20 protein-coding genes and 1 other annotated feature are annotated in these 23254 nt (G+C 38.6%); of the genes, 6 read left to right on the forward strand and 14 right to left on the reverse strand.

From position 1 onward, the window contains the following. Positions 1 to 33 precede the first annotated feature (33 nt). A complete protein-coding gene (locus IAE53_RS03665) occupies positions 34 to 1167 on the reverse strand; it encodes a class I SAM-dependent RNA methyltransferase (RefSeq protein WP_188352935.1) in 1134 nt (377 codons plus the stop codon). Positions 1168 to 1189: 22 nt separating this feature from the next. Here IAE53_RS03665 and IAE53_RS03670 point away from each other — a divergent pair, with 22 nt between their 5' ends. Beyond that, on the forward strand, positions 1190 to 1468 hold the full coding sequence (locus IAE53_RS03670) for a hypothetical protein (RefSeq protein WP_233610655.1): 279 nt from the start codon (positions 1190 to 1192) through the stop codon (positions 1466 to 1468). Here IAE53_RS03670 and IAE53_RS03675 read toward each other — a convergent pair whose 3' ends face one another. The 5 genes from IAE53_RS03675 to IAE53_RS03695 form a co-directional block, all read right to left on the reverse strand. Continuing rightward, positions 1469 to 2104 (reverse strand): DnaD domain protein, encoded by a 636-nt coding sequence (locus IAE53_RS03675; protein ID WP_139968182.1) that lies wholly within the window; start codon positions 2102 to 2104, stop codon positions 1469 to 1471. Positions 2105 to 2195: 91 nt separating this feature from the next. After that, positions 2196 to 3503 (reverse strand): asparagine--tRNA ligase, encoded by a 1308-nt coding sequence (gene asnS / locus IAE53_RS03680; protein ID WP_188352936.1) that lies wholly within the window; start codon positions 3501 to 3503, stop codon positions 2196 to 2198. 7 nt (positions 3504 to 3510) lie between these two features. Next, positions 3511 to 4701, reverse strand: a complete 1191-nt coding sequence (locus IAE53_RS03685) for a pyridoxal phosphate-dependent aminotransferase (RefSeq protein WP_200135988.1) — start codon at positions 4699 to 4701, stop codon at positions 3511 to 3513. Between the two features lie 14 nt (positions 4702 to 4715). Further along, complete coding sequence (locus tag IAE53_RS03690) at positions 4716 to 5243, reverse strand: hypothetical protein (RefSeq protein WP_010296216.1); 528 nt, start codon at positions 5241 to 5243, stop codon at positions 4716 to 4718. 66 nt (positions 5244 to 5309) lie between these two features. Next, entirely contained in the window at positions 5310 to 7703 is a 2394-nt protein-coding gene (locus tag IAE53_RS03695; RefSeq protein ID WP_200135989.1) for an exonuclease domain-containing protein, read from the reverse strand. Positions 7704 to 7858: 155 nt separating this feature from the next. On the opposite strand from IAE53_RS03695, the gene mvk reads away from it, so the two are divergent. From mvk to fni, 4 genes are read left to right on the forward strand one after another with little or no spacing between them, the layout of a single operon-like run. Then, complete coding sequence (gene mvk, locus IAE53_RS03700) at positions 7859 to 8791, forward strand: mevalonate kinase (protein WP_010296222.1); 933 nt, start codon at positions 7859 to 7861, stop codon at positions 8789 to 8791. Continuing rightward, positions 8773 to 9735 (forward strand): diphosphomevalonate decarboxylase, encoded by a 963-nt coding sequence (mvaD, locus tag IAE53_RS03705; RefSeq protein ID WP_200135990.1) that lies wholly within the window; start codon positions 8773 to 8775, stop codon positions 9733 to 9735. Before mvk ends, mvaD begins: the two co-directional genes overlap by 19 nt. Then, entirely contained in the window at positions 9728 to 10747 is a 1020-nt protein-coding gene (locus tag IAE53_RS03710; RefSeq protein WP_200135991.1) for a phosphomevalonate kinase, read from the forward strand. Before mvaD ends, IAE53_RS03710 begins: the two co-directional genes overlap by 8 nt. A gap of 1 nt (position 10748) precedes the next feature. Next, a complete protein-coding gene (fni, locus tag IAE53_RS03715) occupies positions 10749 to 11804 on the forward strand; it encodes a type 2 isopentenyl-diphosphate Delta-isomerase (protein WP_200135992.1) in 1056 nt (351 codons plus the stop codon). Positions 11805 to 11816: 12 nt separating this feature from the next. On the opposite strand, the gene brnQ is transcribed toward fni, so the two are convergent. The 4 genes from brnQ to larD all read right to left on the reverse strand — a co-directional run bounded on the left by brnQ (position 11817) and on the right by larD (position 16443). Continuing rightward, on the reverse strand, positions 11817 to 13208 hold the full coding sequence (gene brnQ, locus IAE53_RS03720; protein WP_200135993.1) for a branched-chain amino acid transport system II carrier protein: 1392 nt from the start codon (positions 13206 to 13208) through the stop codon (positions 11817 to 11819). Between the two features lie 143 nt (positions 13209 to 13351). After that, positions 13352 to 13599 (reverse strand) — a binding site (T-box leader). 57 nt (positions 13600 to 13656) lie between these two features. After that, positions 13657 to 14220 (reverse strand): hypoxanthine phosphoribosyltransferase, encoded by a 564-nt coding sequence (gene hpt, locus IAE53_RS03725; protein WP_010296244.1) that lies wholly within the window; start codon positions 14218 to 14220, stop codon positions 13657 to 13659. After that, a complete protein-coding gene (gene purB / locus IAE53_RS03730) occupies positions 14217 to 15512 on the reverse strand; it encodes an adenylosuccinate lyase (protein ID WP_200135994.1) in 1296 nt (431 codons plus the stop codon). Before purB ends, hpt begins: the two co-directional genes overlap by 4 nt. Before the next feature lie 211 nt (positions 15513 to 15723). Then, a complete protein-coding gene (gene larD, locus IAE53_RS03735) occupies positions 15724 to 16443 on the reverse strand; it encodes a D/L-lactic acid transporter LarD (protein ID WP_148423807.1) in 720 nt (239 codons plus the stop codon). Between the two features lie 267 nt (positions 16444 to 16710). On the opposite strand from larD, the gene IAE53_RS03740 reads away from it, so the two are divergent. After that, a complete protein-coding gene (locus IAE53_RS03740) occupies positions 16711 to 17163 on the forward strand; it encodes a flavodoxin (RefSeq protein ID WP_148423806.1) in 453 nt (150 codons plus the stop codon). Positions 17164 to 17232: 69 nt separating this feature from the next. Here IAE53_RS03740 and IAE53_RS03745 read toward each other — a convergent pair whose 3' ends face one another. The 4 genes from IAE53_RS03745 to IAE53_RS03760 form a co-directional block, all read right to left on the reverse strand. Beyond that, a complete protein-coding gene (locus IAE53_RS03745; protein WP_200135995.1) occupies positions 17233 to 18138 on the reverse strand; it encodes a glycosyltransferase family 2 protein in 906 nt (301 codons plus the stop codon). A gap of 9 nt (positions 18139 to 18147) precedes the next feature. After that, positions 18148 to 19023, reverse strand: coding sequence for a fucose 4-O-acetylase (locus IAE53_RS03750; protein WP_200135996.1), 876 nt, complete (start codon positions 19021 to 19023; stop codon positions 18148 to 18150). Between the two features lies 1 nt (position 19024). Further along, positions 19025 to 20923, reverse strand: coding sequence for an alkaline phosphatase family protein (locus tag IAE53_RS03755; RefSeq protein WP_200135997.1), 1899 nt, complete (start codon positions 20921 to 20923; stop codon positions 19025 to 19027). Positions 20924 to 21047: 124 nt separating this feature from the next. Further along, a complete protein-coding gene (locus IAE53_RS03760; protein ID WP_200135998.1) occupies positions 21048 to 23231 on the reverse strand; it encodes a hypothetical protein in 2184 nt (727 codons plus the stop codon). Positions 23232 to 23254 lie beyond the last annotated feature (23 nt).

Consider the following 23254-nt stretch of genomic DNA (forward strand, 5'->3'; position numbering starts at 1 on the left):
AACGATTATACATTGTGCACAATCGTGGCTTTTTTACTTCACACGTTTACCCCAGTATTGGAAATAGTCAACGCGTAAAGCACCATTATATAACTTGCGACGCTTGGTTGCCTTCTCGCCGTAACTTTGTTCAAATTCAAGATCACTAGTCAAAATATACTTGCTCCAACTTGGTAATTGGCGATAAACATCACCCATTTGTTGATATAGTTCTCGAGCAGCATCTAATTCTCCCAAACGTTCGCCATAAGGCGGATTGGCAACTAAAACGCCATTAATTTTGTCAGTTGTCCAATCCTTAGCGGCTAATTGTTTGAACGTAATGTCATGCCCAAGTCCAGCATGCTTCGCGTTTTCAGTGGCAATTGCCACCATGTTTTCATCAATGTCAAAACCTTCAATATCTAGCGTTCTGTCGTAATCTGCCTGTGCTTCGGCATCATCACGTACACTATCTGACAGAGACTTATCAAACCAATCCATTTGCTCGACGTCAAAATCACGAATTAATCCCGGAGCAATATTGCGTCCAATCAATGCAGCTTCAATTGCAATTGTACCTGACCCAGTAGTTGGATCAACAAATGGTCGATCTGGGTGCCAATTAGTCAACAAAACTAATGCAGCAGCAAAGTTTTCTTTTAGTGGGGCGCCACCCTTATTCACACGATATCCTCGCTTGAATAATGATTCACCAGTCGTATCCAACGTCACAATCACATGATCTTTGTCAATCATCACTTCTAATTGTGCAAAATAGCCATTTTCAGGTAAACGTGTTCTGATGTGGTAAGCATCCTGCAAACGATTCACAATCGCCTTTTTAGTGATAGCCTGCACATCTGGTACACTAAATAACTCTGATTTTTTTGAACGACCTGCCACAGGAAACTCAGAATCATAATTGAGATAGTCTTCCCAAGGCAATGCTTTAACATTTTCAAATAAATCGTCAAATGTCTTGGCATCAAATTCACCCACGATAATTTTAATCCGATCCGCGGTACGTAACCAGATATTGGTATTTAAAATATCACGCTGCGTGCCATCAAACCTGACACGATAATTCTCCACTTGGTGATCATACCCCAAACGTTCTAATTCTTTACCAACCAGTGATTCTAGACCAGCGGCTGCAGTCGCCATTAAATGATATGTTTTTTCCATGATTTTCCTTTATAATGAATTTATGAAATTATCAGACTTAGAAGATTTAACACGCTATATGTCACCAAAAACGCGCTTATTATGGGAAAGCGATGCTAATCGTTATCCCATCACAACATTAGCTTACGCCGATGATACGCATCATGAGGTGTTATTTATTTTGGGTAGTAAGTCCATGACTTTAGGACAACTATTTTCACGTTTAAAAGATTCGTCATTTCGTACTACTTTATTAGCACCAAATAAACAACCGATATTTGGTTTTCACTTGGATGACCAGTATCAAATCATTTTTAAATAACTAATCAATAAAATTAGTGTATGTGACACCACGACGCCTTTGTTTTGCGACTTCAGCCGCCTGAGGCGTCGTGATATTGTCACGTTGCCAATTAGTCAATATGGTCTCAATATAACGCAAACTCCGCGCATTGTTTGCGACGGCTTCTTGAATAGCAAGCATCATCATCACTGGCTCGAAATGATCTTGGTCAAACCAATGACTAATCGTCTGCATTTCCATTGGTGATAGTGGCCTACCAAACTCCGACTCCAGTGTCTGCATGATTTGTCGGCGGGTGCTTTTACCATCTGATAGCAATTCACTGTGTTCAACAATTGTGCCGCCCAATAACTTATCAAATAGCGGCGTAAAATCGTAGACTTCAGTTTTAATAGCGCCACCTTTTACTTGCATCAATTCGCGCTTAATCAAACTTTGTAAACGTTGAATCACTACTTTTTCAGTGGTGTGCATGATCTGCGCCACAGCAGCGGGTGTTGCCTGATCGCCACGATCTTGAATTCTCTGAACTTGAAAGTACAGCACGAGATCGTCATTATCCAGCCCAATGTCTTGATAATGTAGCAATAACTCATTGCTAATGCTGCTGTTACCAGCTTGAATATACTGTTGTAGTCTTTGCTCTAACGTCATATTCCCTCTGTTTTAAAAACGTCCAAGATATTCTTGGACGTTTCTTTTTCAACAATAGTGTACCATAATTATACACTATCGAAATCATCTTTTATGGTCTCAGACGATTTGTCATACGTGGGAAAGGAATTGCTTCACGAATATGTTCCTCACCGGTAACAAATGTGACCATACGTTCCAGCCCAAGTCCAAAACCAGAATGTGGAACCGAACCATAGCGACGCAAATCCAAATACCATTCATATTCAGACATATCTAGTCCTTGTTCTTCAATGCGAGCTTTTAATGTGTCGTAGTCATCTTCACGTTCAGAGCCACCAATAATTTCACCATATCCTTCAGGTGCTAACAAATCAGCAGAAATCACCACATCATCACGCGTTGGGTGCTTTTTCATATAAAACGCTTTAATTGCTTTTGGATAATTAATGATGAACACTGGTTTAGCAAAATGATTGGCCAAAAATGTTTCTTCAGGTGAACCAAAATCAACACCCCACTCAACATCAAAGCCATTATCTTGCAAAAGCTTAATTGCGTCATCGTAACTTACACGAGGATAAGGTAGTTGCGTATAGGAACGCAAAACGTCCTTATCACGTTCAAGAATATCCAATTCTTGCTCATTTCTCTCAAGTACTTTTGAAATCAAGAAAGCAATATACCGTTCTTGGAATACCAAACTTTCTTCTTGGTGCATAAACGCCATTTCTGGCTCAATCATCCAAAACTCAGTCAAATGACGACGTGTTTTTGACTTTTCTGCTCGAAAAGCTGGACCAAAAGTAAAGACCTTACCAAATGCCATTGCGCCAGCTTCCGCATACAATTGACCAGTTTGTGCCAAAAAGGCTGATTCACCAAAGTAATCTGTCTCAAATAATTCAGTTGTCCCTTCGGCAGCAGAACCTGTCAAAAATGGCGCATCTAATTTTGTAAACCCTTCTTGATTCATGAATTCATAAGAAGCCGCAATCAAAGTATTGCGTATTTTTAACGTTGCGAATGGCTTTAAATGACGCAAGTACAGGTGCCGTTCATCAAACAGAAAATCCGTACCATGCTCTTTTGGCGTAATCGGATAATCATGACTTTCACCGATCACTTCAAGATCAGAAACAGCCATTTCATAGCCAAATGACGACCGTGAATCTTCATGAATTTCTCCAATCACGTACAGGCTTGTTTCTTGCTTTAAGCTCTTTGCTGTTTCAAAAACAATTTCTGATACATCTGCTTTTGCAACAACACCTTGGAAAAAAGCGGTTCCATCACGCAGTTGCAAAAATGCAATTTTGCCGCTACCTCTTTTTTGGCGCAACCAAGCCCCGATTTTAACGGTCTTGCCAACATAGTTTTTGGCATCAATAATTTGAATTGTTGGAATTTTTTCAGTCATCTGTCTCTTATGCTTTCATATATTTTTTAAAGAAATCGCTTAATCTCTTTATTGCTTCATCCAAAGTGGCTTGGTCTTTAGCATAACTTAAACGGAAATATCCAGGCATACCAAATCCTTCTCCAGCGGGCACCGCAACGTGTGCCTCTTGCAAAATTTTGGTAGATAATTCGGTCGTATTAGCAACACCAACAGCCAATAAGGCTTGTGCGTCAACCTTTGGAAACAGATAAAACGCGCCTTGGGGTTTCACATCAACATGCAGACCTGGCACACGATTCAGCTCGTCAAATGTTTTATTTAATCTGCCTTCAAATGCCTGTCGCATTGTTTCAACTGTTGTTTGATCGCCATTGAGTGCTTCAATAGCAGCATATTGTGCAGCCACCGTGGGGTTTGATGTCAAATGCCCAAGCAATTTATTCATCGCTTGAATAATTTTAGGTTGCGCAATTGTCCAACCAATTCGCCACCCCGTCATTGCATATGCTTTTGAAACACCATCAACAATAATCATATTGGTTTTGTTAATATCGGCTAATTGAAGCCCGGAGGTAAATGTTACACCGTTATATACTAATTGACCATATATCTCATCTAGAATAATGAATACATCATTTTTTGAACCCCAATCAAGAATATGTTGAATTTCTTCGCGAGAATAAACTTGTCCAGTTGGATTAGTTGGTGAGTTGATAATGACTGCCTTGATTGGTTCAGAAACATTCATCAAATCTGATACCGTTAACTTTAATGCATCATTTTTAGAATGTACTTCTAATAATTTGCCACCAGCTAATTTGACTTGTTCAACATAACTCACCCATTCTGGTGCTGCTGTTACCACAACATCCCCAGGATTAAGCAAAGTTTGCATCAATACGTACAGTGATAACTTTGCACCAGTGGTAATCGTCACATTATCAGTCCCAATCCGCACCTGATAACGCGCATATATGCGCTCCGTAACAGCTTGCTTTAGTGCAAGTAAACCACTTGATGGCGTGTAAAAACTTGTTTTTTCAGCTTTTATGGCGGCTATTGCTGCTTCAGCAATATTTTCAGGTGTTTGAAAGTCTGGTTCGCCAACACCTAGATTAATGACATCAATACCTTGTGACTGCATTTCTTTTGCCAAAGCATTCATTGACAATGTTGGTGAGGCGGTAATAGCTGTTACTCTATCTGATAAATTCATTTAATCATCCTTAATTACATGCCCGATATGGCGCGATATACCTTACCTGTTTTAAAATCTAGGGTTAGGTAATTGAGTTTATTATTTTGTGCTTTGTAACTAATTTCCCAAACTAAAACGTTTTTGTAGCGGCTAATATTAGCGCTGTATAACTTTTTAGGGTGATAGGTTTTAAGTAAAAGTGATCGTAATTGGGCATTTGACATGCCTTCAGAACGACTGTATGTTTTCACTTTGTTATCTTGCACAATGGCAACTTTTTTTGTCCCATTTGCAGTTTCACCAGAAGCGGCATAGGTCGTACGGTCTCGATAATCAACTGACACTTGCGTTACGGTAACAATGTCTGATTTCTGACGAACAATTTTTTCAATTCTTGTTTCCGCTTCCCGCATGGGTGACAGCGACAAATAAAAATAGCCTAGTGTCAAAGTCCCCAGCACAATAGCAGCACCAATAATTAGAAACCAAACTCGTGCCCAATGAATGCGAGTTCGGCGGCGACGCTGGCGGATTCGAATGTCGTCCTTAAATTGCATCATGATGTTACTCCTTTATGCACATACACTTATATTGTACCAAATAAACGTCTCCCCTGACTGTGAAAATTAACGCTGATTAAAAAGTTCATAGTATTGTGCCACTAAATCATGCTCAACATTAAATGGCACTATTGCGAGCTGTTGTTTGAATCGATTACGTTGCATGGCATTTAATTGTGTTACTAGCATAGCCGATTGGTGCCGTTGCATTTGGTTTAATACGGATGCAAGTCTTGCAACTGGCTGCCATACGTCACGCTCAGGCACGATCACAATCGCTGGTAACTCTTGATCACGTTGCCACATCGTCCCAAAAATTTTTGGCGTTACAATCACAATGTTTTGACGATTTGTTCGACTTTGACGTTGGATTTTTTCTAAAGAACCAGTGACGCCTTCCGCTACAATATTATAATTCGTTGTCACCGCATATTTTATTTTTTGATACCAGTGGTTCACACGTTCCTCATTAGGCACGATGACCATAATTTCACCAACATCCTCTTGGGTCATAGCCTGCAAATGCAGAATGGGCGACTTTTTTTGTAATTGTACCAATTGGACCGGTTTGCGATCATCATGAACAAAATCTCGCTCAATGGTCCAAGTATCTGGTACATCACGCAAAAAATCCGTCACACCAGCTGGCAAAAATTCACTAACTACTAATAATTTTCGAATATGTGCAACAATTTTTTTGTGGTAAATAGCGCGTTCTAACACATCGAAACTCAAAATGATCTGTGACTGGCCATTTTCAGAAATCTGCTCGTTCCCACTCACCACATCGTCTTGCGTTTGAAGCCTGATAATTTTATTGAGCTGATTTTCAAGCAACTGAAATTCTTTCGGTAAATGAGCTTCTGTAAGCGACAACAGTTGGTTAATATGAGAAATCACCAAGGCTAAACGTTCAGTACGTTTCAAATTAGTCCTAGTACTGTCTAATTGTGTCAACTGTTTCAAAATTTTGAGTGCTTCACTCGTACTTTGCCTAATAAACAATCGCTGTTTATGCGTCAATCCGGTAACTTCTTGATGCGCAATACCCTTTAAATCATTTTTTAGTGCTGTCACATTAAATGACACATGAAAATACTGCCGCAAATCGTCAACAAATTGCGCTGGGGTTTCCATGACAACTAATGGCCATTTTTGAATTTGCCTTTTTTGACGTAATGATTGATCCTGCGTGAAAAAAGTTTGAAAATTCATAATCAACACATTAGCATTATCCGCATTTTGACGTGCTCTTTTGAAAAATTCTGATTGCTCATCGCCACGAATTTCTTGAATGATATCTAAATTGTGCAAGCCAATACTAATTTCTTGCAATAATCCAGTTTTCGTTTGAGTCAACCAGACCAACAACCGTGCTTTAGCAAATTGTACTTGTGATGAATCGTGAACGGCTAACGTTTTAATGAAACGTGACAAATCAATATAAGCAGAAGGATCATACAATATTGCACTACTAAATGGCACATCAAACAGAGATGATAACTTTTCTAACAAGGCTAATTGTTGCATTTGTAAACTATCATCATTTGTGAGTAACACAGTGTTTTGTTGGCTTAAAATGACCGGAATTAAATAAGCAATTGTTTTGCCCATCCGTGGCGCTGTCAAAACCGTCAATAGACCATCAGAGCGTTTTGTTAAAAAACGATGGGTTCGATCCATTAGAAATTCTTGCGCTTCATTTTGAGTTAACCATTCACCAAATAAGGCGCGCTTTTCGGCCACAGTTGCAGGATACTCAATCGGTTCGATATCTTTAAGGTTTGCAGAGGAAACCTGTTGATTAATTTGCAACGCCACCTTGTCTTGAACATCAAATGGCTTGGTACTTTTAGAACGAACCAACTTTAAAAACTGCTGGGTTTGCCTTAAAAGTGGCCAATCGCCAGTTTGTAATTGTTGCAATACCACAGACGGCAACTGTTCAGCACGGCGCCACATTTCTAAGAAAAGTAAAGCAGTCGCATGCGCATCAGCGTTGGCGCGATGGGCATTTACTAAATTGATATCCAAATACGTTGTCAAATCTAACAGTCGATATCCCGGTGCAGTTGGCAACAAAATTTGCGCCAACTGTACAGTGTCAATTGCTGGAATTTGTAAAACGGGAAATCCAGTTCTTTCAAATTCATCATTCAAGTAGGGATAGTCAAAATTAATATTGTGCGCAATAATCACGGCATCTGACAGTAAGCTCTGCAACATTGGCGCAATTTCATCAAAATATGGCGCATGTTGTACATCTTTTTGGCTAATGTGTGTCAATTGTTGAATTTGCCGATCAATCAACTGACCTGGATTTACAAAAGACTCAAAATGGTCAACAATCTTTCGTTGCCGAATAAATGTCATACCAATTTGAATAATGCGCCCGCCCTTTGCCACACTTTGTCCTGTGGTTTCAAGATCTAAAACCACAAATGTATTGTTGGCGTTCATAAAAATACCTTTCTTCGGTGTGCTCATCAGCACTTTATATTTTGAATGGCGCTGTTTACTGCATGCATTACACGCACTAAACAACGTCATTCTCTTTATATTTTACACTAAATGGCCTCGTGCGGTACAATAGTAAGGAACATCTGGAGGAAATTATGTTAAGTCAAATGAATGGCGTTGGCAAGTCCCACGCAAAAGCGATTTTGATTGGCGAACATGCCGTTGTTTATGGTGAACCTGCGATTGCAATCCCTTTGCCAAATATGACTGTTACAGCCACTCTACGTCCTGCATTTCGTGGTCAAACGATTGATGGGGCTGAATTTCACGGCGATTTAAGTGAGTTAGGGGCCAATGTCGAGGGGGCTCGGCAACTGCTATTACGTCTTTTAGACAAATTCGATATGAGCACGACGCCCTTTCACCTAGCTATCGATTCAAACGTCCCTCAGGAACGCGGATTTGGTGCTTCGGCTGCTTTAGCAACAGCGATTACAAAAGCCTTTTTTGATTATTTTGATACGGATTTGAGCGAGGAAGAGTTAGCCTACTTTACCAATATCGAAGAAGTGATTTCACACGGCTCACCGTCTGGATTAGATACGACGACAGTTAATGCCGATAATCCCGTTTGGTTTATTAAAAATAAAGGTATGTCTACTTTTGGTATGAATTTAACAGGTACACTGGTGTTAGCTGATACTGGTATTCACGGACAAACAGTCCATGCTATCAGTATTGTCAAAGAATTTTTGTTGACAGATCATGATCGTGCTTGGGCATCAATCACACATCTTGGACAAATTGCCGAAAAAATTCGGCTTGATATTTCTGAAAATAATCCTGAACATCTCGGTATGATGTTCACTGCCGCACATCATGAACTGCAATCATTGGGCATTTCTCACCCCAAATTAGATAAACTGGTAAACGCTGCAACGCACGCTGGCGCACTTGGCGCTAAACTGACAGGTGCTGGCATCGGTGGTGCTATGTTTGCCTTAGCCAAAAACAACAATGATGCGATTACTATTGCTAATGCGCTAACAAAAGCTGGCGCTCAAAATACATGGATTCAACCTTTATGACAGCTACTGCCCACACCAATATTGCCCTCATTAAATACTGGGGGAAAAAAGATTCATTTCTTAATTTACCAACTACCAGTTCTCTCTCATTAACACTTGATCGTTTTTACACGACGACTAGTGTTTCAACCAGTGAAACTGGCACAGATACATTTGTATTAAACGAACAAATTTGTGACGCTACGCGCGTGCACACGTTTTTAAACATATTACGAACTCAATTAGGTGATTTTCCACCTTTAAATGTTTCATCTGACAATCATGTGCCGACAAGTGCCGGTCTGGCATCTTCTGCTTCAGCATTTGCGGCTTTGACTGGTGAGGTTGCTGCCTATTTAGGGCTTGATTTACCTAAAGAAACACTTTCACGATTAGCAAGACGTGGGTCTGGATCCGCTAGCCGTTCTTTTTTTGGTCACTTTGCTGTTTGGCATGAAGGCGTAGACGATGACTCATCTTTTGCTGAAAGTTTGCACGCACCTGATATGCCGATTGCCCTCATTGTTGCAGAAGTATCTGGTCAGAGTAAAAAAGTTGGTTCGTCTGAAGGCATGATGCGCGCAATGACTTCACCCAATTATGATGATTGGATCAAGCAGTCTGCAAATCAATTTGATGATATGATTGCTGCTGTGGCAAATGCGGATATCGAAAAAATAGGTGCCATTGCTGAAAACAATGCGTTGGCTATGCACGCGCTCAATTTGACCGCCGCCCGCCAGCCATTCACCTATTTTACAGATGAAACACAATTGATTTTGTCCTTAATCAAAGACATGCGACGTCAAGGTATACTGGCCTATGCAACACTAGACGCCGGTCCAAACGTCAAAATCGTCACGACGAAAGCCCAAGCACCTGAAATTGTGGCAGCGCTTCACGATCATTTACCCCAACTCAAACTAGACGTTGCAGTTAGTGGACCTGGTATTACTTATGACTAAAATATTTGTTCCTGGAAAATTATTTTTAGCTGGCGAATATGCAATTACACAGCCTGGTAATTTAGCACTAATTGTTGCTGTCGAGACTGGACTGACAATTACAATCAAGACGACAAACGACAGCTCAATCATAACCTCAAATATTATAGAAACCCCGCTTGTTTTTGATATTGATCATTTATCTCATGATGATCATGATGAGTGGCGTTTTGTACGTGCCGCCATTCAGATTATGCACGATTATGTTTATCTCAATGATTTGCTTGCAGACTTTAATAACGTCCATATAACGATTTCGAGCGACCTCAATAGTGCAACCGGAAAACTAGGACTCGGTTCATCTGCAGCAGTCACTGTTGCAGTTGTTAAAGCCATCACCCAACATTTCCATCTAAAATTGGATCTTCTCACACAATTTAAATTAGCAGCACTCGCACATCTGCATGTTCAACAAAATGGCTCACTAGGTGATGTTGCTGCGATTACTTTTGGTGGCGCTATTGCTTACACAAGCCCAGATTTATCGTCATTGAACGTCAATAATCACCAATGGCTGAACCCCACTTTTGTCGACAAATCATGGCCGCTATTAAGCATCACCCCACTACCTTGGCCAACTGATTGGCAACTGGTTTTAGGCGCAACACATGAAAGCGCAGATACAGCTAAAGCAGTTGCTGATAGCACCCTTGATTCACATTTTTTAAAAACAAGTCAAACAATTGTGCAACAAGTCATCGTTAACTTAATACAGCAAAATTATCATGAATTTGCCAAAGGGTTACATGACAACCAAGACTTGCTCACCCGCACATTACCTAACAGCTACATCACACCTAAATTAAGTTATTTACTCAGCACGCTAAATCAAACGGCTGGTAAAATTAGTGGCGCTGGCTTTGGTGACAATGGTTTTGCAGTCATTAACTCACCGTCAACTATTAATGATCAATGGTTAGCTGCGGGTATCGACGTCCACATGATGAACATTGCACCACAGAATAGAGGTTAATATGACTGAATCACCACAAGCACATAGAAAAGATGAACATTTATCCCTTGGTGTCAGTTTATGGCGTGATACGACGCCAAAAAAACAAATTGGTGCTTCCTTTGATGATATTCGTTGGTTACCAAACACTTTTCCTGAAATGAGCATTGAAGATGTTGATGTGACTGCTAATCTCTTTCAACATCAATTTAATTGGCCATTTTATATTGAAGCTATGACTGGTGGTTCTGCTCTGACTGGTCGTGTTAATGGACAGCTGGCTACTGTTAGCGCTAATACTGGTCTGGCAATGGCAGTTGGCTCCCAATCGATTGCACTTAAAGAGCCATCACAAGCAACAACATTTAAAATTGTTCGCCAACGCAATCCAGAAGGATTTATTTTTGCAAATTTAGGTGCTGATCACCCCATCGCACATGTTAGAGACGCGATTGACATGATTGACGCTAATGCCATTGAGATGCACGTTAACGTTGCACAAGAACTTGTTATGGCTGAGGGAGATCGCCAATTTAAATGGCTTGATAACTTAGCCGAAGTGATTGCCAAATCACCTGTTCCAGTCATTATTAAAGAAGTTGGCTTTGGGATGAGCGTTGCGTCTTATCAAACAATAGCACAACTCCACCCCGCCGCAATCAATGTTGGGGGCGCCAATGGCACAAACTTTGCGGTGATTGAACGTCGGCGTAATCGTAACGACGATTCGTTTAATATAGACAATTACGGACTTTCTACGGTTGAAAGTCTCATTTCAGCACAACTCGCACAAAATGCACTACCGCTGATAGCAACAGGTGGCATCTATAACGCCAATCATATTGTAACCAGTCTAATGCTTGGCGCCAATTTGGCCTCAAGTGCCGGTTTCATGCTACAAACTCTGATGGATCATGGCGAATTAGATTTGACCAAACAAATATTAGACTGGCAACAAGCATTACCACGCTTATTCACTTTATTGGGCGCAAAAAATATTGCTGAATTGCAACAAAATCAACCGCTCTACTCAGATAGTTTACAAAATTTTATCAGCCAACAAAAAAAGCGATCTTAAGATCGCTTTTTTTTACTGCATTGTATCACTGACCGGTTTCAATATGCGATTTAACTTAATTTTATACAGGGTAAATCCAATCAAAAATCCAAGTATCGTTGGCGTAATCCACCCAAAACCCATGTCTGCAAATGGCAACAAATTTTGATAAACACCAAAATGCAGTACTCCTTTGGCGTCATGATATCCGACCAACCCTTTGAACAATCCTGAAAATGGTGAATTGGCAATACCATCCATGATTGCTGGTATCATTGCAAAAATCATGGTTGATAAATAAACGACACTTGCATTATTAAACAATGGTGATAATAATCCCAACAAAATCAGCGTAATTGCGATTGGATATAAAAACATGAGGATTGGCACAGCCCAAGCAATAATATTATCTAATCCAAAATTTGCAGCCATGAACGAAAGTCCAATCGTCAAAATCAACCATTTTTTATAGCTAATCTTTGGAAAAATACGGTGAAAATCTTGCGCAAAACTTGCTGTTAATCCAATCGCTGTCGTCAAAACAGCTATTGTACCCATCACAGCCAAGAACGCACCCCCAAAAGAACCAAGATAATGATTGGTAATTTGCATCAAAGCAGTTGTACCATTTTCTGATAATTTAAAATGCGACAACGACGTAGCGCCTAGCAAAATTAAACCAATATACACAATCGCAATACCAGCAATTGCAATAAAACCGGTTTTTGCAGTAATTTGCGCGATCTGTCGACGACCACTAAATCCCATGGCTTCAATAGCACGAACGATCGTAATGCCAAATGCTAAGGCTGCAATGGCATCGAGCGTATTATACCCTTCAAGAAATGCCGACGAGAATGCCTTTGTTTGATAAGCAGCTTCAGCCGTATGCTTTAGAGTGCCCATGGGATTGAAAATCGCTAACAAAAAAATCAAAACCAACAAAATAACGAAAATGGGATTTAAATATTGACCAATATACTTCGTCAAATTTTGTTCACGCGATCCCAAGAAATAAACAATGCCAAAGAAAATTGCCGAGAATATCAATTGCACAATTGACTGCCAACTACTCGGAATCCAGTTAGCGAAACTTAATGAATACGCAACCGTTGCTGTACGCGGTGTGGCAATCATCGGTCCTAACGAAACATGGACAGCAACCAGGAAAAATATCGCAAATCCACGTCCCAAGGGCTTAGCCAAGTCATAAATACCTGATGCACGCGTTTGCGATAGCGAGATGAGTGCCATTAGCGGAATAACAGTTGCGCTAAGTAAAAAACCAATAGTGGCGGGCCCCCAATTTAGACCAACTAGTTGCCCTAAATGAACGGGAAAAATTAAGTTCCCTGCGCCAAAAAACATGCCGAAAATCAATGATGCTAATAATAAAGTCTTTTTAATATCTAATTTTGTTGTCATACGGTTCTCTCCATTACGTTCAAATGCTATTTGTGATTATGTGCTATTGTGCTTGACTCGATACAAGCCACCAACTGAATTTTCCATATGGTCATCCTCACTATTTTTTCCAATAAAAAAACCGCTAATTGTTATCAAAACAATTAACGGGCGAATTCTCGCGGTACCACCGTCGTTTAACTAGCAAAACTAAACTAGCTATCTCTATCTTAACTACGGGCGCAATGCCGATAGCCATACGATATAACGGTCGTGACCGATCAATGTCTCGTTATTCAAAACATTGATTCTCTCCAGAATTACTTTCCAATACCTTTAATGACGCTTTCCCATCAACTAGCGCTTTCTATATCATTAAAAAGTAATGTACTCTTTCTTTCATCGAAATCTTATTTTATATTATACAGAAATGATAAAATAATAACAATACTTACTTTATAATTCTTTATCAACCAATCAAATTCAATTTATCAAAATCAATAACGGCAATGACTGGCAAATTTCTGAAATAATTATTATAATCCATACCGTAACCAACCACAAATTCATTAGGCACTATCAGACCATAATAATCGACATCAAAATCAACTACACGCGCTTCACGTTTATCAGCCAAGGCAACAGTGGTAACAGTTTTAGCACCTTTGAGGGCGAAATAATCACTTAGCCATTGCATTGTACGCCCGGAATCAATAATGTCGTCTATGACAACCACATCACGTCCAGCTAAATCCATATTCACATCATGAACGACTTTAACCTGACCTGTAGAAGCAGATCCACTGTAACTTTTAACGTCAATGAAGTCAAAGTCCACATCAAGAGGCATTTTTCGCAACAGGTCTGTGGCGAAAATAACCCCACCTTTCAAAGCAGCGATAAAAACAGGCCGCTGTTCATTATCTTGAAACTTTTCTGTTAATTCATTGGCAACACGCTGAACTTGTGCCTGTATGTCGGTTTCCGTTAAAAGCACTTTTTTTATTGCTGGATGACTAATCAAGTTGTTCATGCTAAGCCTACTCTCTTAAAAATCTCGTTTACGTGACGCAAATGGTAGTGATAATCGAATGCATCATCAATTTGTGCAGGCGTTAAATTAGCTTGAATGGTCGGATCAGCGTCAACCAGATCACGGAACATGAGTTGCTCATCCCATGAACGTGCTGTTAGTGGCTGTACAGTATCATAAGCTTGCTCGCGTGACAATCCCGCATCAATTAAACTCAATAGTAACCTTTGCGAATAAATCAAGCCATACGTCCGGTCCATATTTTTACGCATTGTATCTGGGAAAACGCCAAGAGTGGTTAAGATACCAGTGTGGCGGTGCAGCATGTAATCAATCAGAGCCGTTGCATCAGCCAAAATAATACGTTCCGCAGATGAATGTGAAATATCACGCTCATGCCACAATGTCACATTTTCCAGCGCCGTTACTGCGTAACCACGCAATACGCGCGCTAATCCGGTAATATTCTCATCCCCGATCGGATTACGTTTATGTGGCATTGCCGAGGATCCCTTTTGACCCTTAGCAAAACCTTCTTCGACTTCATGAATTTCTGAACGTTGTAATGACCGGATTTCAGTAGCAAGCTCTTCCATTTGTGTGCCAATCAAAGCGATTGTCTGGATATAATCGGCATGCAAGTCTCTTGGCAGGACTTGTGAACCGATTGGTTGTGGGGTTAAACCTAATTCAGCCATTGCCACTTCTTCAACTCGCGGCGGCACATTAGCAAAAGTACCAACGGCGCCAGATAATTTACCAGTCTCAACTTCTTTTGCCACACGCTCAAAACGCTCAATCGCTCGTGTTGCAGAAGCGTAAAAGCGAGCCATTTTTAAACCAAATGTTGTGGGTTCAGCGTGAACACCATGAGTACGCCCCATCATGACGGTATCTTTATACTTTAACGCCAGTGATTTAATAGCTTCGCGCCATTCGTTTAAATCTTGTTTAATGATGTCATTTGCTTGACGCAATCGTAAGGCTTGCGCAGTATCAACAACGTCTGTTGAAGTCAAACCGTAATGAATCCACTTCCGTTCATCACCTAAGGATTCAGACACATTACGCGTAAATGCCACTACATCATGGCGCGTAGACAATTCAATTTCGGCAATACGGTCAACATCAAAAGTCGCATTGGCGCGTATCTTAGCCAAATCATCAGCTGGTATGTGCCCTTCAGCAACCCAACCAGCATCAACCGCAATTTCTACATCAAGCCATGTTTGGTATTGATTTTGCAATGACCATATATTGCGTAATTCTGGTCGTGAATATCTTTCAAGCATAATTTATGTCCTTTTAAAATGAATTTAGACAATATCCGCAATTGTCTTAATGGAAAATGACTAACTATCTCCAATATCTAGTTTACCAGTTATTATAGTCAATGCGTTCGTAATCATATTAACCTTCTCTCACAAAACAAAAAAAAGTTCGGTTATTCCGAACAAAAGCTATCTTATAAGAAACAAAAACGAACGTTAGGATTTAAAGCGCTTATATTCCAAGATAAAATTTAGCAAACAGTGCCGCGAAAATTGCGCCAATAAATGGGGCAATTCCTGGAACGAGTAACCCATATTTAAAATCACTCGTTGTTCGATTTTGCCATGGAATAATTGTGTATGCGATTCTTGGTCCCATATCCCGGGCTTGATTCATTGCAAATCCAGTTGTACCACCTAACCCCATACCGACTGCCCAAACGAGAAAGCCAACACCTAGTGGCACCATTCCTGGCACACCACCGGCGTGAGCAGAAATGGACAAAATACCTGTTAGAAAGATAAACGTCGCAAATGCTTCAACAAAAAAATTACGTGGTAAATTACGAATAGCAGGCGCCGTCGAAAAGATATTCCGAACAATGACCGGATCAATGTCTTTTTCTGATAATTTAAATTGATCAGCATACATAACGTATACAATCAGTGACCCTATAACAGCCCCAAAAATTTCTACAAAACTGACAATTATAAAATAAGGTAAATCAATATTCCCCAAAATATATTGGGCCAACGCCATTGCGGGATTAATATAGACATCACCAAAGATGAACAACACCATGGCAATACCAAATCCCCAAGTTGTAATCGAAAAAATATGTCCCGAACCGTGATATTTTGTACGGTTCAGCACTTCGTCAGCGTGAACGCCAACCCCAAAAATTATCATGAGTGCTGTACCCATGAATTCAGCCAACAACTGATGTATCATTTTTAATCTCCTATTGGCGTGTTAGTTATTATGCTTGTGATAGAATAACTAATTCACGCAAGTGGCAGTTGAAAATTTGCATTGTATTGCGGTTTTTTATTTCGAATACTCTTAATATAATAAGGCCACCAACCTACTAAGTAAAGCGTTTTTGTTGTTTTGTCAATAAACCGTCACAATTCGTTACATTTTGCACAAACGAATGCTGTGCAACGCGTCAATAAATCGTTATAATAGTATTGAAGATAATGAATTGAGGATTTTTAAATGAATGCACAAGTGGTATATGCAACTATCACGGGTAACAATGAACAAGTTGCCGACGTCATTGTTGACGCCTTAGTCGCAGCAAACATATCAGTTAAAAAAACAGAAATCAGCCAAACCGAGGCCGATGAACTGGAAAATGTCGACATCGCCATCGTTGTCCCTTATACATACGATAAGGGTTCGCTTCCAGATGAAGGCCTAGACTTTTTTGAAGACCTTGCTCATGACGATTTAACAGGTGTTGTATATGGCGTGGCTGGCTCTGGTGACACTTATTATCTCAGTGATTTTGGCTTGGCTGTCCCAAAATTTGAAGCACAATTTGCCAAAACATCTGGTATTAAAGGTTCTGAGGGCGTTAAAATCAACCTTAGCCCTGATAATGATGATGTCGTTACGCTAAATAAATTTGTATCAGACCTAATTCGGGTTGCTAATGAAAGACGTTAAAAAGAAGGCTTACGCCTTCTTTTTAAATATCACTAGTTTGCTTAGTACAAAGTTAGTTAGTTTTTATTTTCAATTGTTGTCATTAAAATCATCCGCAAATTCTATGTGCGGATAAAAAGTTTTTCCAGCTAATACACCACGTTTTAGAATTGATAATTTTTCTTGCTTTCGTTCAGTTCTAGAAAACTTAATTTGTAAGTATTCCAAAAATATACGCAAAAACGCACGATATTTTCGGTAATTGTCCCTTTTCTTAGCATAATAAACTTTATTTCTATAAGAGTAAAAATATCTAGGAGTTCGTTCCGGCACATCATTTAATAAACTGCTACCAACATTTGCCGCCATTTTATGAACAACTTTTGCGCGAGGTACAAAAAATCCTGGAGCAACACGCGCCGCTCTTTCAGTATACTCAATATCATCACCCCAAATAAAAAATTCAGTAATTGGCAAACCAATTTGCTTAACTACCGACCTTTTCAATAATAAGGAAACAAATGTTGCATTTTGTATTTGTATTGGATTAACTAAATCTTCAGATATTTTTTTAAGCCGATTCATTGGGGCTGGCCGATTCATAAGGGCGCGATGACCATCAGTCCATCGTACATCACTAGCCAAAAATCCAAAATTTTTTTTAACGTTAGAAAACGCAAGTAATTGCGATAATGTATCACTTTGTGGCACTGTGTCATCATCCATTAACCATACAAAGTCGTCACTAGTATGCGCCATAAAGTAACGGATTCCTGCATTAAAGCCACCAGCGCCACCAATATTATTTGGTAAACGAACATACTCAATTCGATCCCCTAGTGATTCCAAATAGGATTGTGTATCTGACTCACTGGCGTTATCTACCACAATTAAATGCGATATAGCAGTCTCTTGCTGCTGCAAACTCTCAATAACTTCTTTCAATAACGCAAGTCGATTGAAAGTTACAATTACCGCACTGACCTTTTGATTCATATATCCCTCTTAATTTAATACAATAGTTAAGTTTGCTAACAATGTTATTATTGCCAGTAAAACTAATATAATTGAAAACAATGAAATTCTCGACTGTTTTAATTTTACACGAAGCAGTACAAAATCTACTAAAAATTCTATGAGTTTTATTGCAGTGATCAAACCAATGATCGTGACAAATATATTTTCTGCATTGCCATAACTAAAATATACACCACTAATTTTAGCAGCTATAACTACAATAGCAGCACCAAAACCAATCCATAGCAAACGCCATTTTTGCGAACCAAAGGTAATTAAACTCGTGATAGTTAACAGTCCTGCACCCAGCATCGCCGCGTTAAGGCTAAATGGCAAATCAATAATTCGACTAATATACTGTGGTAAAATCATTAAAATAGTTGCTAATAAGATCTGTTCCCATTTTTTTGTAATCTTGTTATTAATATAATCAGACAGTTTAATGGCAATCGGCGCCATCATCAGAAACCAGCCAACTCGGTAATTGGTCCAAATTTCACCTAATGGTGTCTTCATATTTCCTTCATTACCTATAGCACCTGCGGTAATGGCGTCCCACCAATTTCCCATCGAAAATTGAAATGGCGCCGAAATTTTTACAACTTCTAACACAGTTATAAAACCTAAAAAAGCAAAAAAAGTCGACATCAATAAGTAAACTTCAAATAAGGTTCCCGTTTTACGTTGTTCAATTTTTAGCAATTTGTTGATTCCAACCAAAAGTAATGGCCATGCAAAATAGCTAACAAGTTTTCCAGCACCATAGTGTGCATGCAAATCGCCTTGCACTTTAGTCAAATAAAGCACGCCCACCAGTGCTACTAGTGACATCAAAAATGCGTTTAAATATTTCTTTGTCGCCATGTTATTTCACTTTCTGGAAAAAATTAGTTTTGAGTAGATAACTTTTACCCGTTGTAATGTCGTATTGTACTAATTTAAAGTCATTAACAATTTCTTGCTGCTCTTTGGTTAAAGACTTTTCATCAATTGTATTACCCTGCTGATCAAGAAATGTCAATTTTCCTTTATCGTCGCGCGTGTAGTTGTTGATTGTTGGCACTTTTTCTAGCATCTCTGTTTTCAGTGCCCAATAGGCATCAACTTTCATACCATTCATCCTCATCATCATAGCCGTAAAGTCAGATGGGTCAGCATAGTTGGCCGAAACATTCACTGTACCATTCGCCTTCTTCGCGGCGTCATTTTGCCAAATGAAATAAGGTGTTGAGTGTGCAGACAAGGCATCCGTGGTAGTGTTGACAAAGTTAAATATCCCTGGCCAATGGTCCCCATACCACACCAATGTAATCGGACGACTTAAATCATTCAACTTATCCAAAAAGGTTTGAGTGGCCTCATCAGTATAATGTAGCCCTTGCAAATAAGACTCAATGGTACTCTCGTCCGCACTCGAATTAGTAGGTTCAATCATATTATAGTCTCTTCCCTTAAAAGTCCAAGGTGTGTGGTTTTGCATTGTGAGTAGTTGAATAAATTGACTATTACTCTTTTTGCTAATTTTGCTTAAAACATTTTTATATGCAGATTCATCACTGATATAAGAACCACCATCAACTGATTTTTTATATTTAATTGGAACATTACTGTCAGTTGTGTAAAAGTAATTAACCCCCATATTACTATACACCGCTCTTCTATTGTAAAACGACCCCACATACGGATGAATAACAATTTTACTGTCAAATTGACCCATAACCGTTACTTTTTTGTTAATACTACTACTCATTTGTGAGTATGGCATTGTAATAGTTGGTTTATAGGCAGTAATGTTAAAACCTGTGAGCGTTGAATATTCAATTCCGGCCGTTCCTCCGCCATATCCCGATGATACCATGTGTCCAGAACTGGTATTATCCATAATACTATCAATATTAGAAAGCGGATCATCACTAATTGTCAATCCAGGCACATAACTAGGTTTAGTTAATGATTCACTCAATGTGTAAATAACCGTTTGCTTCTTAAAGTTGATATTTTGACGTGTTGCATTAATTGCTGCTGCCTTTTTTGTATACTTTATAACTAATTTTTTAATGGCTTTTTCATTATATTTTTTTGGCTCAATCATTGCATCAGTTGTCCTAGAATTCAAAACAGCTAAAATGCCCCCATTAGAACTAGCATCAAATAATGAATCCCATAATTTGGGGGAATTTCCAAGTTTTTGGAATGCTGTACTATAATTGTCAGAATTTACTTCTAAAAAGGGCACTATCAAAACTATATTAATTACCAATGCCAACGATCTGAATCGTATCGATTTGAAAACACTCCACCGCGAACGTCGATAAATCACAAACAAAAGAAGTATTGTTAATGCTATCAATACAAATGCAAATATTTGCACATTAGTATCCATCATTTTTAATAATGACCCAATAGCGGTTACTTCTTGCAAACTTGCTTCGGTAATAGCTTCCTGTCGATCAACTATTACTTGATACTCTGCAACTGACCACACTAACGAAAGAACTGTCGTTAAAATTAATGTTACTGGCAGACGATTACTAACAATAGTTATGAACCACATTATCAACATCATAAATAGTACGTTAATTCCTGCAGCTGATGTATTATTAATAAAGGCCAACAAGTTGGCAGTTGGAGTCTGACCATAACCCATATATTCAGCTAAGTAAATACCGACCTGAATAACAATAACACCCAAGATTGCAAACCAAAGAAATAAAAAATTTATTTTAAAAAAAGCTAAAAGCTTATTCCATTTTATTTTTTTCATATAACACCAGTTATTCCAAAATAAAAAGGGACACCAAAAGTGTTCCCTCTCCGTCTTTATTCATAGTTACAATTCTAACATAAAAATTATACTAATGTAAAGAATAGCCATATTAATTTTACAATCATAAATGCTTTCTTTTAAAACTGAAAATTGTCCAAACAGTCACAATAGCAATATCACTAAAAATCAACATTATGCCTATCTCAAAAAATGGCGGCGTAAAATGTATTGTAATTGTTTTTCCAACATCATTTTTATTTATAATGGCTTTCAAGAGATATCCTCTCAAAGGTTTACCTATTGAACTCCTTGCATTACTATTTTTAATCTCATATCCCGGCCATGAAAGTCGAGAAAATACTACTTTACCACTTTGCCCATTCAGTTTCTCAATTTTAAACTTAATCGTCCTTGAAGTATTTACCACTTCACGAACTGAAATATTGCTGCTCCGCCAAACAATTGACCCTATTTTTTGTGTAGTTTTATTTTTTTTCCATATAACATATTGGCTTTTCTTTTTATACAAATGCCAACCTGTCGGTATAGTTTTAGTTATCCTATTATAGTCTTTTATATCTTGCTTGTCTCCACTCTTAATGATTTGAATCGTATCAATTGAGAGTAGATCCACAATACGCATCTGAGTAGTTTTATCAACAGTAAACAGGCGATCAATAGATTGAATCGCAAAAGTTCCTTGAGCCCATTGTCGCTTTAAATCGGTATTGTATTTTGCGTAACCAATCGGTGTATAAACTGCACCAGTTTTTATGCTACCAATGTACCAATAATTTGAGTATAATGTATACTTCCACGCACTATTGGGGTTCATACTGCCAGCAATCCAAACATTTCCCGGATTTTTACCAAATACTGAAGTTGTTTTTTTCACAGCAGTATATGTTTGTAAACTTTGTTGATCACCCATTGTAGAAGCTGATAACTGCTTATGCTGTTGCGCAGTTATAAAAATCTGCCCTATCAAAACTAAAGCAACAAATAGCATTCGCCTTTCATCATGATTCACAGCAACAAAAACTAATAAATTTATTAACACAAAAATAAATAAACCATACTTAAGGAAGGATAATCCATTCTCTGGTATTTGAGACCATGAAAGATAAACGCCAAAAATAATAATAATTCCTGAAAAAATAGATCGTTTTTTATTGAATAATATTTTACCTTTGCTCAATAAAAAAATAATTAAAATAATAATGGTAAAGCCGACGTAGCTATAATTTCTAACTGGAAATCTTATTGGTCCCATTTCTGAAGGAGCAAAAGTTAAAAAAAAGGACACAACAGCCATTGCAATCAATTCACCGTTAAACGAATTTTTAATATTGGTAAAAGGATTACGCTCAAAATTAAGAAATGCCACAATTGGCAAAACCCACGATATATATAATACCGGAGCTCGCCATATATTTCCACCCCAGTAATTTGTTACATCACCGAGTGCATTGGGGATAAAAGAATTGAACAAACTCGACACATTCGGTGACATAAAGTCATTATTGCTTAATCCAGAATCACGTGCAGTAATACCAGCAGCACTAGTTAAGATACCTGGTAAATATATTGCAAAAGTTACTCCCGCTAATATTGCAGATATTATAGTGATCCTTAAAAACGTCGCCCAATTTTTTTCCAACAGATTCTGAATAAACGATCCAACTAGTATCGCAACCACATAAATAGTTCCGTAGACATATCCTGTGGCGATTAAAGAGTATCCAACCACAAACACCACGAATATATATACTTTCTGATACTTTAAGAACATCCTAAATGACCACCAGAACCATGGTAACAAAGCAAAAACAATTAAGCCCGTTACCCAAGAACTTGCATCAATATATGCCGTGAACGCAACAGTTGGTAGTATTGCACCAGCTAAAACTTGCAACCTAACGTCTTTAGTAAGAGTTCTTGTTAATTCAAATGTACCCAACCCTAATATCAATAAAAAGAAGACTTTGATGATTGTTGCAGATATTAGGAAGTTCGGAATCAAGTAAACAAAAATTGCTATAAGCCAAGTGAGAGGATTTACAACTCCCCATTGCCCCTCCATAATGTAGTTTCCAGCTGATTGAGCAGACAAATTAAGAATAGGAAATTTGCCATGAGATAAACTTTTTCCCAACTCAAACCACTGTCCCATTGCGCCATTCTGTGTATCATCAATAAAATAATAATGTTCATTAAAGACAAGTGGAATAACAGCGGTAATCAAAACTATTAAAGTGACAATAAGTATGCCAATAAAATGATTCATTCTATTACTTTTTTGCATTGATCATGTCCTTATTTAAATTA

It is taken from the genome of Leuconostoc sp. S50 (assembly GCF_016624925.1).
GTDB lineage: Bacteria > Bacillota > Bacilli > Lactobacillales > Lactobacillaceae > Leuconostoc > Leuconostoc pseudomesenteroides.